Origin of the sequence: Kineosporia mesophila, from assembly GCF_021129235.1 — a bacterium.
Taxonomy (GTDB): Bacteria; Actinomycetota; Actinomycetes; order Actinomycetales; family Kineosporiaceae; genus Kineosporia; species Kineosporia mesophila.
The window spans coordinates 74,901-87,770 of sequence record NZ_JAJOMA010000030.1 but is presented as its reverse complement, the minus strand read 5'-3'; the positions used below and the strand labels follow the sequence as shown (position 1 = coordinate 87,770).

General features: G+C 69.4%; 11 protein-coding genes and 1 pseudogene. 7 read left to right on the top strand and 5 right to left on the bottom strand.

Annotated features, from left to right (window positions below; translation table 11 throughout):
* Positions 1-182 (bottom strand): hypothetical protein (locus LR393_RS30510; RefSeq protein WP_231488592.1); only part of this gene is annotated, 182 nt, incomplete at its 3' end.
* A gap of 183 nt (positions 183-365) precedes the next feature.
* On the opposite strand from LR393_RS30510, the gene LR393_RS30505 reads away from it, so the two are divergent.
* Positions 366-1,157, top strand: coding sequence for an ArsR/SmtB family transcription factor (locus LR393_RS30505; protein WP_231488590.1), 792 nt, complete (start codon positions 366-368; stop codon positions 1,155-1,157).
* Here the strand turns inward: LR393_RS30505 and LR393_RS30500 are convergent.
* Together LR393_RS30500 and LR393_RS30495 are read right to left on the bottom strand one after the other, a co-directional pair.
* Entirely contained in the window at positions 1,154-3,088 is a 1,935-nt protein-coding gene (locus tag LR393_RS30500; protein ID WP_231488588.1) for a potassium transporter Kup, read from the bottom strand. The two genes, LR393_RS30505 and LR393_RS30500, sit on opposite strands and share 4 nt — an antisense overlap.
* A gap of 70 nt (positions 3,089-3,158) precedes the next feature.
* The gene (locus LR393_RS30495) at positions 3,159-4,661 is read right to left on the bottom strand and encodes an MFS transporter (RefSeq protein WP_231488587.1); all 1,503 of its coding nucleotides are present in this window, start codon (positions 4,659-4,661) and stop codon (positions 3,159-3,161) included.
* Positions 4,662-4,731: 70 nt separating this feature from the next.
* On the opposite strand from LR393_RS30495, the pseudogene LR393_RS30490 reads away from it, so the two are divergent.
* The 5 genes and pseudogenes from LR393_RS30490 to LR393_RS30470 all read left to right on the top strand — a co-directional run.
* Positions 4,732-5,075 (top strand): annotated as a pseudogene (locus LR393_RS30490) (aldo/keto reductase); the annotation flags it as partial.
* 400 nt (positions 5,076-5,475) lie between these two features.
* Entirely contained in the window at positions 5,476-6,594 is a 1,119-nt protein-coding gene (locus LR393_RS30485) for an ABC transporter substrate-binding protein (protein WP_345718851.1), read from the top strand.
* A 4-nt stretch (positions 6,595-6,598) separates the two neighbouring features.
* On the top strand, positions 6,599-7,492 hold the full coding sequence (locus tag LR393_RS36770) for an ABC transporter permease (RefSeq protein WP_231488582.1): 894 nt from the start codon (positions 6,599-6,601) through the stop codon (positions 7,490-7,492).
* A complete protein-coding gene (locus LR393_RS30475) occupies positions 7,480-8,343 on the top strand; it encodes an ABC transporter permease (protein WP_231488580.1) in 864 nt (287 codons plus the stop codon). The genes LR393_RS36770 and LR393_RS30475 overlap by 13 nt, the downstream gene beginning before the upstream one ends.
* Position 8,344: 1 nt before the next feature.
* Positions 8,345-9,436: an ABC transporter ATP-binding protein gene (locus LR393_RS30470; RefSeq protein WP_231488578.1), complete on the top strand. Its 1,092-nt coding sequence runs from the start codon at positions 8,345-8,347 to the stop codon at positions 9,434-9,436.
* A gap of 113 nt (positions 9,437-9,549) precedes the next feature.
* On the opposite strand, the gene LR393_RS30465 is transcribed toward LR393_RS30470, so the two are convergent.
* Complete coding sequence (locus LR393_RS30465; RefSeq protein WP_231488577.1) at positions 9,550-10,344, bottom strand: sulfite exporter TauE/SafE family protein; 795 nt, start codon at positions 10,342-10,344, stop codon at positions 9,550-9,552.
* On the bottom strand, positions 10,341-10,922 hold the full coding sequence (locus LR393_RS30460; protein ID WP_231488575.1) for a suppressor of fused domain protein: 582 nt from the start codon (positions 10,920-10,922) through the stop codon (positions 10,341-10,343). Before LR393_RS30460 ends, LR393_RS30465 begins: the two co-directional genes overlap by 4 nt.
* Positions 10,923-11,078: 156 nt before the next feature.
* On the opposite strand from LR393_RS30460, the gene LR393_RS37285 reads away from it, so the two are divergent.
* Positions 11,079-11,915, top strand: a complete 837-nt coding sequence (locus LR393_RS37285; RefSeq protein ID WP_345718835.1) for an NUDIX hydrolase — start codon at positions 11,079-11,081, stop codon at positions 11,913-11,915.
* Positions 11,916-12,870: the final 955 nt, after the last annotated feature.

The window sequence follows — 12,870 nt, the reverse complement described above, 5'->3', positions numbered from 1 at the left end:
TCTCCCGATCTGTCCCCCACTCCCACCGACAGCTGCACGACCCCACCCACACCGACAGGCACCGCCACCCCCACGCCCACTCCCACTCCCACCACCACGCCGAGTCCCACGCCCACCCCGTGCGTGACCAGCGAGCCGGCGGTCGAGGAGTCGGGACTGTCCGGCGAGTAGCGCTCTTCCACCAAAAGAGATCAGAGCGTGAGGACGCCGGTCACGGCGATGCGTGTCGGTCACCTGAGTCGGTGTCACGCGAGCGTCACCGGGTGCTTCGTCCTTCCCTCCCACGCCTTCCCCGAAAACGGGCAACCGAAGGGTTGCCTGTTTTGATGGGCAACCTCTAGGCTGCCTATGGTTGAAGGGGAGCGATGGACGACGAAGTGTTCCGGGCGCTGGCCGACCCGACCCGGCGGGCGCTGCTCGACCGCCTGACCGAGGAGAACGGGCAGAGCCTCAAGCAGCTCTGCGCGGGGCTGGGCATGTCCCGGCAGTCGGTGAGCAAACACCTGGCGGTGCTCGAGGCGGCGAACGTGGTCACCACCGTGCGGCGGGGGCGTGAGCTGCTGCACCACCTGAATGCCGAGCCGATCAATGCCATTGCCGACCGGTGGATGTCGAAGTACGACCGGGGCCGGGCGCAGGTCCTGGCCGGTCTCAAGCAGGCTCTGGAGGGGCAGAACATGGCTGAGAGCAGTGAGTTCGTCTACGTCACGTACATCCGCTCGACACCGGAGCAGGTCTGGCGGGCGATCACCGAGCCGGATTTCACGAAACAGTACTGGGGAGTGGAGTTCCACTCCGACTGGAAGAAGGGCAGCCCGATCGTCTGGAACTTCCAGGGGCTCGAGGTGGCCGATCCGGAGCAGGTGGTGGTGGAGTCCTCACCCTACGAACGTCTGGCCTACACCTGGCACGGCCTGACGCCGGAGCTCGTCGAGAAGATGGGCTGGAACGAGGAGCAGCGGCTGAAGCTGGCCGGAGATCCCCGGACCACGGCGACTTTCACGATCGAGCCGCAGGACGGCGGGGTGGTCAAGCTGATCCTGGTGCACACCGGTGAGCCGGGCAGCACCATGGTGGAAATGGTCCAGCAGGGCTGGCCCTCGGTGCTGGCCGGTCTCAAGACCTTGCTGGAGACCGGTTCTGTGCTGAAGAGCTAGACATCGATCCGCGATCCGATGATCACCGTCTGGTCGCGGGGGAGGCGGAAGTAGTCGGCGGCGTCGGCGGTGATCCCGGCGGTGGCCAGGAACAGCCGTTTGCGCCAGAGGGTCATCCCCGGGGAGTCGCCGACCTCCAGGTCGATGGTCGACAGGAAGTAGGAGGCGTCGCCCAGCGAGACCGGTAGTTCCGGGGCGGTTCCGCAGATCAGGGCCAGGGCGGCGGGGACGTTCGGTTCGTCCATGTAGCCGAACGAGGCGGTCACATGGGTGATGCCGTCGTCGGCGTACCCGAGCTCGTCGAGAACCACCCGTTCGGAGGCGGGCACGTACGGCACCGGCCGGGTCTCGATCGAGATGATCACCGCGTGCTGGTGCAGTACGTGGTTGTGCTCGACGTTGGCCCGCATGGCCAGGGGCGTCGTCTCCTTGCTGCGGTTCAGGAAGACCGCGGTGCCCGGCACTCGCACCGTCTCCGGCAGTCGGGTGTGCAAGCTGTCCACGAACTCCCGCAGGGAGCCCTCCTCCTGCTCACGCCGGCTGGTGACCTGGGCGCGTCCGCGCTGCCAGGTCGTCATCACGGTGAACACGGTGATGGCGATCAGCAGAGGCAGCCAGGCGCCGTGCACCAGCTTGGTCAGGTTGGCGGCCAGGAAGAGCACGTCGACGGTCAGGAAGACCCCGGCGAGGACGAACACCAGCCAGCTCGGGGCGCGCCAGCGGTGCTGGGCGACGTAGAAGAACAGGATGGTGGTGATCGTGATGGTGCCGGTGACCGCCATCCCGAAGGCGTACGCCAGCTTCTGCGAGCTCTGGAAGGCGAAGACCAGGGTCAGCACCGAGACCATCAGGGCCCAGTTGATCCACGGCACGTAGATCTGGCCGATCGCCTGGTCCGAGGTGTGGGTGATCCTCAGCCGGGGCAGGTAGCCGAGCTGGATGGCCTGATGGGTCACCGAGAAGGCGCCGGTGATCACGGCCTGGGAGGCGATGACGGTGGCGGCGGTGGCCAGCAGCACCAGGGGCAGGCGGCCCCAGTCCGGTACCAGCAGGAAGAACGGGCTGCTGAGGTTGGCGACGGGGTCCTGGATCACCAGCGCGCCCTGGCCCAGGTAGCTGAGCATGCAGGCCGGGAAGACCAGGATCAGCCAGGCCCGGGTGATCGCGGCGCGGCCGAAATGGCCCAGGTCGGCGTACAGCGCCTCGGCCCCGGTGATCGCCAGCACCACCGCGGCCAGCGCGAAGAACGCGATCTCGAAGTGCCCGAACAGGAAGGCGACCGCGTAGGTCGGGGAGAGCGCCTTCAGCACCTCCGGGTTCTGGGTGATCCCGTGGATGCCGGCCACCCCGAGAGTGGTGAACCAGATGATCATCACCGGCCCGAACAGCCGGCCGACCTTGGCGGTGCCGAACTTCTGCGCGGTGAAGAGCGCCACGATGATCACCGCGGTGATCGGCACGGTCAGGTTGGCCAGGGAGGGTTTGACGATCTCCAGGCCCTCGACCGCCGACAGCACCGAGATGGCCGGGGTGATCATGCTGTCGCCGAAGAACAGCGAGGCGCCGAAGATGCCCAGCCCGGCCAGGAGTGCCTTGGTGCGCAGGCTGCCCGGCACCGCCCGGCGCCGGATCAGGGTGATCAGCGAGAGGATCCCGCCCTCGCCGTTGTTGTCGGCCCGCAGTACGAAGAGGACGTACTCCAGCGTGACGATGAGGGTCACCGACCAGATGATCAGCGAGATGACGCCCAGGATGTTGTCCGCGGTGGCCGGGACCGGGTGCGGGTCGTCCGGGTTGAAGATCGTCTGGATCGTGTAGATCGGGCTGGTGCCGATGTCGCCGTAGACGACCCCGAGCGCGCCGATGGTCAGCGCGGTCCGGGCCAGGGAAGGGCTTCGCGTATCGGCGGAGGGACGGTCGGGGTTGGGCACGCACGCGACTCTGAGGCCGGTTCCGTGACGGCGCAACATTTTGACAAGATTTTGACACGTGTCCGTTAGGTCACCCAGTGTGACTATTGGGCTGGACGGTCGGTGTGGCCGGGGGTTCCGTGAGCGCACAGTGATAGGGCTCGGGGGTCTCACGAACGGACGAGGCGGTCACCGCGGCGGTGTCGTCGAGGATGTGGTCGCTGACGCCGAACCAGGCGATCAGCGCACTCACGGCCACCAGCACGGCGCCGCCGATCACGGCGGTGTGGAAACCGTGGGCCAGTGGGCCGGGGCGGTTGAAGTCGTCCCCGGACAGGCCCATCGCCAGCGGCAGGACGGCCACCGAGAGCAGGCCGGCGGTGCGGGCGACGGCGTTGTTCACCCCGGAGGCGACACCGGCGTGCCGGTCCTCGGCGGCGGCCAGCACGGCGGCGGTGAGAGGGGCCACGGTCAGGCTCAGGCCCAGCCCGAAAACGATCACGGCGGGCAGTACGTCGGTGAGATAGCCGGCGGTGGAACCGATCCGGAGCATCAGCAGGAGTCCGCCGGCCATGATCAGGGGGCCGAACGTCATCGGGCGGCGGGGGCCGATGCGGGCGGCCAGGGCTCCGGTGCGGGACGACAGGGTGAGCATGATCGCGGTCAGCGGCAGGGTGGCGGCGCCCGCCTGCAGGGGGCTGAGGCCGGTCACCACCTGCAGCACGATCGCGAGCAGGAAGAACGTGCCGGAGATCGCGGCATAGAGGGCGAAGGTGACCAGGTTCGCGGCGGTGAACTGCTTCGAGGTGAAGATGTCGAGCGGGATCAGAGGGTGGTTGCTGCGGCGCTCGGTGAGGACGAACGCGACCAGTCCCATAATGCCGATCAGCGCGGCCACCAGCACCACCGTGGTGGAGGAGCCGCCGGCCGCGATCAGGGCGTAGGTGATGCCGCCCAGACCGATGGCGCCGGTGACGGATCCGGCGAGGTCGGGGCGGCGGGGTGCGGTCGGGTCGAGCGACTCCGGTACGTGCCGCAGGGCCAGCCCGATCACGAAAACCGTGAGCGGCAGGTTGATCAGGAAGACCAGGCGCCAGGACTGCTCGAGCAGGGCCCCGCCGAGCAGCGGGCCGAGCGCGGCGGACACCCCGCCCAGGCCCGACCACGCCCCGATCGCCCGGGCCCGGTCGGCGGGATGGAACGACGACGAGATCATCGCCAGGCTGCCGGGTGTCAGCAGCGCACCGCCGACCCCCTGGAGGGCTCGGGCCAGCACGAGCGTCTCCAGATTCGGGGCGAGGCCGCACATCAGCGACGCGACACCGAACCAGGCCACCCCGATGATGAACACCCGCCGCCGGCCGAAGCGGTCGCCCAGCGATCCGCCGAGCAGGATCAGGGAGGCCAGGGTGAGTGCGTAGCCGTTGACGGTCCACCGCATCCCGGCCACGTCGGCGTCCAGGTCACGGCCGATCGTGGGCAGCGCCACGTTGACCACCGTGGCGTCGAGACTGACCACCGCGCTGCCCAGAACCGCTGCGGTCAGGACCCACCGCCCGGCCGGCGTGGAGAGCCGGAGAGGTTCCTCGTCCATTGCTGGAGCCTTGTGCGGCTGACCCGTCATGTCACCGAGACTGCCCCAATTCGTAACACCGCGTCGAGCCATGGTGGCGGGCGTGGATGACGTGAAGCCCGGCTCGACGGGTCTGGATGTCTCCCGGCTGTGCCGGGGTTACGGGGTGCCGGAGCGTGGCACCCACCCCTGGACCCTCGGTGAGGAGGAGAGCCGTCCCTTCGTCAAGGCGGGGATCACGTTCTTCGTCCCCCCGCGCCGGCCCTGGCCCGACCGCGCCCGCCGCGACGAGATCGTGCTGGCGGCCAAGGTCTTCTACCCGATGAGCGACCGCTCAACGGCGGTGGGCTCTCGCGCAAGGCGATCCTGGCCGGGATCGACAACAGCCTGCGGCGGCTGGGCACCGACGGCGTCGACCCTCACCAGATCCACCGTCTCCGGGCTCAGGTGGCACCGGCGTGGGTGGCCGGGATCGCGCCGCAGCGGACGGGCCACGACGTGGCGCAGCTGGAGGCGCCCGGCCCGGCCCACGCCGTCGCTGTTCACTCGTGGCAGCCGGAAACCTGCTCGAAGCTTGCCGGGGCTCCTGCTCGCCTACTTGGAGTGATATGAAGATGATTGAGCGGCAACTGAATTGCGGTAAGTAACGAATTGGTCTCGGGGTGTTGCCCTGGCTTGTCCGGATGATGACGGGGGATTCCTCGTCCGTTTGCCATCCGGTCAGCCATCGGCCGCTCCGGGCCCCCGGTTGTCGACGCATCGACGTGTCAACGTGTGCAACGTTCAACGATGCGGGGGCAATGTGCCTGAGGAGGCAGCAGTCTTGAAGAAGGTCATGCGCGGTGTCAGTGCGACGGTGGCGATGGGCGCGATCGTGGGTCTGGCGGCCTGTGCCCCGCCGGACAAGAAGGACGACAGCGCGACCGGCGCCAACGGCGTCAGCGCCGCCTCGGCGACCTCCGCGGAGGAGTTCGGGGGCCTGGACGCCCTGGTCGCGTCGGCCAAGAAGGAAGGCCAGCTGAACGTCGTCGCACTGCCGGACAACTGGGCGAACTACGGCGCGATCAAGGCTGCCTTCACCAAGAAGTACGGCATCAAGATCACCACTGACAACCCGGGTGGTTCCAGCCAGGAGGAGATCAACTCGGTCAAGGACGAGAAGGGCCGCAGCTCGGCCCCCGACGTCCTGGACATGGGCGGCGCGGTCACCCTGGCCAACACCGCCCTGTACGCGCCCTACAAGGTCGCGACCTGGGCCGACATCCCGGACAGCCAGAAGGAGTCGACCGGCCTGTGGGTCAACGACTACGGCGGCTACATGTCGATCGGCTATGACTCGTCCAAGTTCAACGACGTCTCCGCGCTGAAGGACCTGCTCGGCAAGGACTTCAAGAACTCGGTCGCGCTGAACGGTGACCCGACGCAGGCCGGTGCCGCGTTCGCCGGTGTCGCGTTCGCCTCGCTCGGCAACGGTGGCTCGGCCGACGACATCAGCAAGGGCGCCGACTTCTTCACCGAGCTGAAGAAGGCCGGCAACTTCGTGCCGGTCCAGGCCAGCGACACCACGATCAAGAGCGGTGAGACGCCGGTCGTGTTCGACTGGGACTACCTGAACGCCGCCCAGGTCAAGGAGGTCCCGACCTGGAAGACCGTGATCCCCGAGGGCATCCTGCTGGGCAGCTACTACAACCAGGCCGTCAACAAGGACGCCCCGCACCCGGCCGCCGCGCGACTGTGGCAGGAGTTCCTCTACTCCGACGAGGGCCAGAACCTCTACCTCGGTGGCGGTGCCCGTCCGGTGCGGATGGAGGCCATGACCACGGCCGGCACCATCGACAGGGACGCCGCGGAGAAGCTGCCCGAGGCCAAGGGCGACGCGGTGTTCCTGAGCACGGAGCAGACCACGAAGGCCACCGAGTACCTGACCAAAAACTGGGCCAAGGCGATCGGCTGACGTCGTGACGTCCACGCCTGTCGACGGTGAACCCGCCGCCCGGTCCTCGCGGACCGGGCGGCGGGTCCCGCTCAGCTGGCTCGGTGTGGTGCCGTTCCTGGCCTACATCGGGCTCTTCCTGCTCCTGCCCACCGTGCTGGTGGTGGTCCAGGCGTTCGCCGACCCCGACGGGCGGCCGACCCTGGACAATGTCCGGGCCCTGTCCGAGAGCTACGTGCTGACCGCCTTCTGGCGCAGCATCGAGCTGTCGTTCGTCACCGCCCTGATCGGCGCCGTGCTCGGCGCGCTGCTGGCCTACCTGCTGGTGAGTGGCCCGGCCGACGGTTTCGTCCGGCGCGTGGCCACCGCGGCCGCCGGGGTGCTGGCCCAGTTCGGCGGTGTGACCCTGGCTTTCGCGTTCATCGTGAGCGTGGGCAACCAGGGCCTGATCACCCTGCTGCTGCAGAACATCGGGATCGGCGCCTCCGGCGGCTGGCTCTACCAGATGTCCGGCCTGATCGTGGTGTACCTGTACTTTCAGATCCCGCTGATGGTGCTGGTCTTCCTGCCCGCGCTGGACGGTGTGAAACCGCAGTGGCGGGAGGCCACCGAGAGTCTCGGCGGCAACAGCTGGGCCTACTGGCGGCACGTCGCGGTGCCGCTGCTGACCCCGCCCTTCCTGGGCGCGTTCCTGCTGCTGTTCGCCAACGCGTTCGCCGCCTACGCCACCGCCGCGGCTCTGATCAGCCAGGGTGGCGTGATCATCCCGCTGCAGATCCGCGCGGCCATCACCAGTGAGACCGTGCTCGGCCGGGAGAACGTGGCCAACGCGCTGGCTCTCGGCATGGTGGTCGTGGTCGCCGTGGCCATGGCGCTCTACTCCTGGATGCAGCGGAGGTCCGCCCGATGGCTGCGGTGACGACCGAACTGACCACAGCTCCACCGAAGAACCAGGGTGCGCGGGCGCGTTCGGCCCTGCGCTTCCGGATCGGCCGGGCCGTGCTGCTCGTGCTGTTCGCCCTGTTCTTCGCCGTCCCGCTGCTCGCGCTGATCGAGTTCAGCACGCGCAGCAACGACCTGACCGGGCCGCGCACGCTGGAGTACTGGCGCTACATCGGCCAGGACCCCGAGATTCGCACCGCGCTGCGTGACTCGGTGCTGCTGGCCCTGATCACCTCGGTGGTGGCCCTGGCCCTGCTGCTGCCGACCATGGTCTGGGTGCGGTTGCGGCTGCCGAAACTCCATCGGGTGGTGGAGTTCCTGTGCCTGCTGCCGCTGACCATCCCGGCCCTGGTGCTGGTGGTCGGCTGGGCCCCGATCTACCTGTGGATCGCCTACTTCACCCCCGCCCAGTTCGACAGCTCGCCCGTGGTGCTGGCTTTCGCCTACGTCATCCTGGTGATGCCGTACATGTACCGCTCGCTGGACGCGGGTCTGTCGTCGATCGACGTGCGCACGCTGGCCGAGGCCGCACGCAGCCTGGGCGCCGGCTGGTTCACCGTGATGGCGCGCGTGATCATGCCGAACATGCTCTCGGCCGTGCTCAACGCCGCCCTGCTGTCGGTGGCCCTGGTGCTCGGTGAGTTCACCGTGGCGTCGCTGCTCAACTACGACAACCTGCAGGTCGTGATGAACAACGTGGCCCAGATCAGCTCCGGGGTCACGGTCGCGCTGGCCGCGGCGTCCCTGATGTTCGTGTTCGTGCTGCTGTTCGCGCTGTCGTTCGTCGGCCGCCGCCGGCCCGCCCGCGTGATCGCTGAGGAGAAGTGACGTGACGGAAACCGATACCCCCGTGACCGCCGAGGCCACCCGGGCCGGGGTCGAGGTCCGGCTGGAGGGACTTCGCCGCCAGTACGGTGCGGTCACCGCCCTGGACGGTCTCGACCTCACCATCAAGCCCGGTGAATTCATCGCCCTGCTCGGTCCTTCCGGCTGCGGGAAGACCACTGCCCTGCGGCTCCTGGCGGGCCTGGAAGACGCCGACGGCGGTCGCGTGATGGTCGGTGACAAGGACGTCACCCGGCTGCCCACGAACAAGCGCGACATGGGCATGGTGTTCCAGGCCTACTCGCTCTTCCCGCACATGACCGCTCGGCAGAACGTCGCCTTCGGGCTGCGCCTACGCAAGATCGGCGAGACCGAGCGCAACCGTCGCGCGGGCGAGATGCTCGAGCTGGTCGGCCTTTCGGCGCAGGCCGACCGGTACGCGCACCAGATGTCCGGCGGCCAGCAGCAGCGCGTGGCCCTGGCCCGGGCCCTGGCGATCCGCCCGACCGTGCTGCTGCTCGACGAGCCGCTCTCCGCCCTGGACGCCAAGGTCCGGGCCACCCTGCGCGACGAGATCCGCCGCGTGCAGCTGGAGGTCGGCATCACCACGCTGTTCGTCACGCACGACCAGGAGGAGGCGCTCGCCGTCGCCGACCGGGTGGGCGTGATGAACGCGGGCCGGCTGGAGCAGCTGGGCCCGCCGACCGAGGTCTACAGCCGTCCGGCCACGCCGTTCGTGGCCCAGTTCGTGGGCCTGTCCAACCGCATCCCGGCGACCGTGAACGGTTCCACGGCCGATGTTCTGGGTGCCGCGGTGCCGGTCATCCCGTCGTCGGTCGACAGCGGTGAGGGCTTCGCCCTGGTGCGCCCGGAGGCCGTGGATCTGCTCCCGGTGACCGACGGTGCGACCGGCCCGCTGGTCGGTCAGGTGATCGCGACCTCGTTCCTCGGCGCGGTCAGCCGGATCACGGTTGACCTGGGCCCGGCCGGCCTGGTGCTGGCCCAGATGCCCACCTCGCAGGCCGGCGGTTTCGGCTCCGGCAGCGTGGCCCGGGTGACGTTCCGGCCCGACCCGGTGCTGGTGGTCAAGGGCTGACCCACCCAACCTTCCGTGATCATGCAGAACCTCCCCAATGTTCTAGAACTCTCACGTCCACAGTTCTAGAACTCCGGGGAGGTTTTGCATGATCACGGAAGAGGGAAGCCGGGTCAGTAGGCTTTGAGGGCCAGGTCCATGGCCAGGCCCAGCCCGGTCAGGGCGATGAGGATGCGCAGGGGGCCGGCCGGGGCGTTGCGCAGCACGATCGGGCCGATGCGGCCGCCGATCAGGGAGCCCAGGGCCAGGGGTAGGCAGTAGAGCCAGTCCACCGGGCCGAAAGCGATGAAATAGACCGCCGCCACGGCATTTGCGGCCGTGAGCACGGTGGTGCGCACGGCGCTGGCCCGGGCCAGGCCGAGGTCGGTGAGGCTGAGCAGCAGGGCTATCAGCATGACGCCGGCGGCAGCACCGAAGTAGCCGCCGTAGATGCCGACGAGGAACGTGCCCACCAGGAGCGCACGCGGTGGGCCTGCGTTCTCCGGTTTCGGTTCGAGATCGGCTGCGGTGTGCGGAATCTGGTCGGCCGGAACGTCACTTACGGCCGGGCCGGTACGTAGCAGCACGGCCAGGGCGGCGCCGCCGATCAGGAACGGCACGACCTTCTCGAACGCGTCGGACGGGGTGAGTAGGAGCAACACACTGCCGACGATGCCGCCGGGTACGGCCCAGAGCAGCATCTTTCGCAGCAGAGGGCCCTGGCCGCGCAGTTCCGGGCGGGAGCCGTGCAGGGTGCCCGCTCCGGAGAAGATCAGGGCCACCGTGTTGGTGACGTTGGCGCTGATCGGGGAGATGCCGGTGGCCAGCAGGGCGGGGTAGCTGATCAGCGAGGCCAGGCCGGCGATGCTGCCCGTGAGCCCACCGCCGATACCGGCCAGCACCAGCAGAAGAGCCGTGGTGAGGCTCACCGGTGCAACACCGAGAGCCGCTCCGGATCGCGCAGGTCGGTGCCCGCCTCCAGCCACATCTGCCGCACCTGGGCCGCACCCCGGGCCCGGGCCAGGGCGGCCTCGTCCGGGGTCATGGGCAGCACGGGGTAGAAGCCCACCGGGTCGGCCGGGGCCTTGAGCTCGAGATCGGGCACCAGGCCACCGGGGTCGCCCAGCAGCACGGCGGTGAACCGGGCCCCCGGCCAGAGCGGTTGCTGCAGGTCGATCGTGGCACCGGAGGTCAGCACGAGCCCTTCGACCTGAGGAGTGGCGGCCAGCACGGCCAGCGTTCGGAGGACCTCGTCGCGGGCGGGGCGCAGGCTCAGCACGAGTTCGGCCCGGGGGCCGCGCACCGGATCGGTCACCGTGGCCGTGGGTGGGTGCATCGGCGCCTCGCTGATGCCGACCGTGACGTAGCGGACCAGACCGGCGGGGTCGGGTCCGAAACGGTCGACGTGCAGCGTGCGGGTGCCCAGGAAGGTCACGGAGGCACTGGCGTTCGGGCCGGGGAAGGTCGTCGTCAGATGGGTCCGGACGAGATCGGTGACGGCGGGCACCCCCGCATTCCATCACGGCCCGCGCAGCGGACCCGGGCCGCCGTCGATGCCCGGGTGAGCGGTGAAACCGCGGTGACCACCTCGTCCTCCATTTCGGCGCGACCACCGGGCGATCTCTCCCGGCTCCGGGACGGGGCGTCGTGCCACCATGCAGGGATGCCTGCGGACGAGGATCTCCTGCGCCGGGCCCGGTTGGTGCAGGCCGGGGAGCTGGAACCGGTGACGCCCCGGGCGGCGGCCACGGTCGCGCTGCTGCGGGACGGCCCGGCCGGGCCGGAGGTGTATCTCCTGCGCCGGGTGCCGCAGATGGCCTTCGCGGCCGGGATGTACGTGTTCCCCGGCGGTTCGGTGGACGCCACGGACGCGGTCGGTGGGCACAGTTGGCAGGGACCCGACCCGGCCACCTGGGCCCGGCGGCTCCGCACCCGGGAGAGCACCTCGTCCTCCATCGTGCGGGCCGCCGTGCGCGAGACGTTCGAGGAGACGGGGGTGCTGCTGGCCTCCAGAGACTCGATGGCCGCCCCGATGGGTGGGTCGATCGAGGACGAGGTGGTCGGCGAACGGGTGGACGATATGGTGGACGAGGTGGTCGGCGAGCGGGAACGGGCCGGTCTGGAGGCGGGCCGGGAGAGCCTGGCCGCCCTGCTCGTGCGGCACGACCTCACCCTGCGCGCGGATCTCCTGGCCCCGTTGCAGCACTGGATCACCCCGGAACTGGAGCCACGCCGCTACGACACCTGGTTTTTCGTCGCCGTACTGCCGCCGGGCCAGGAGCCCCGGGACGTGGGTGGCGAGGCCGATCGGCGGGCGTGGATCACACCGCAGCGGGCTCTGGACTCAGGGCTGACCCTGATGGCGCCGACCCGGGCTGCCCTCACCGAGCTGGCGAGGTATGTCACTGTGGTCGAGGCCCTCACCGCTGAACGTCAGATTGACACCGTGATGCCGGGATTCGAGATCGTCGAGGACCGGGTCGTGCTGATCCGGCCCTGAGCGGCGCTCGAGGGCGACGACCGCGCCCAGGGCCAGGCAGGCGACCGCGGGCAGGTACCAGGTGTTCTGCCAGTGCCAGTAGTACGGGTGCAGCTGCACGATCGGCGCCGCCATGAGCAGCAGGGCGCCGGCCGGCCACCGGGTCGTCGAGAGTCCGCTGCCCACGGCGAGAATCACCAGGGCGGCGTACCAGTAGTAGCCCAGGATCATCGGATCCAGCACGAGCCGGACCAGGATGACGGAGAGGGGCCCCAGCCAGAGCAGCTGGTGGCGCCGGCCCAGGACCAGGGCCAGGGCGCACCCGGCCAGTCCGGCGAACAGGCCCTGGAGTAGTCGGGCTAGCCACCCCATTCGCAGTTCGCCCGGGAGTAGTTGTCCCCAGAGGGTGTCCCGCACGACCGGCCAGGACAGCTCGAACATGGCGAAGTGCCCGGTGGCGGCGAAGGGCAGATAGCAGGCGATCGCCGCGGCGACGCACACCACGCCGGACCGGGCCAGGGGAACGGGCCGGCGCTCGATCAGGAGAAGGCCCGCCGCCAGAACTCCCCACGGCTCCCACCCGGCGGACAGGCCGACGAGAAGCGCTGCGCTCAGCATTTTTCCGCGAATCATCAAGCTGGTCGCCCAGATCCAGAGCACGGGAATCGCGATCTGGGCCAGATGCCCCTCGCTGCACCAGCGGACGGGCAGCATCAGGACCACGGCGGCGAGGCCGGCGACCAATTCCGCTGCCGGGGAGGGCAGCAGGTCGTGGACCCGTCGCAGGTGCCGGGTGAACAGCATGAGGGCGGCGGTGATGACGGCACCGGCAGCCGCGCGCAGGAACGGATCGGCGCCGCCGTAGGTCAGGCAGCGCATGTCGCCCCCGGCCGAGGGATTCAGCGCCCAGCTCGCCAGCAGCTCGAAAGGTCCGGCCTGCATCCAGGAGTCGGCGTAGACCGAGGAGAGGTGGCCG

Coding starts and splice junctions, on each gene's coding strand:
- LR393_RS30475 (WP_231488580.1), top strand. CDS start 7,480: ATGGCTGCGGTGACGACCGAACTGACCACAGCTCCACCGAAGAACCAG.
- LR393_RS30505 (WP_231488590.1), top strand. CDS start 366: ATGGACGACGAAGTGTTCCGGGCGCTGGCCGACCCGACCCGGCGGGCG.
- LR393_RS30495 (WP_231488587.1), bottom strand. CDS start 4,661: ATGGACGAGGAACCTCTCCGGCTCTCCACGCCGGCCGGGCGGTGGGTC.
- LR393_RS30485 (WP_345718851.1), top strand. CDS start 5,476: ATGCGCGGTGTCAGTGCGACGGTGGCGATGGGCGCGATCGTGGGTCTG.
- LR393_RS37285 (WP_345718835.1), top strand. CDS start 11,079: ATGCCTGCGGACGAGGATCTCCTGCGCCGGGCCCGGTTGGTGCAGGCC.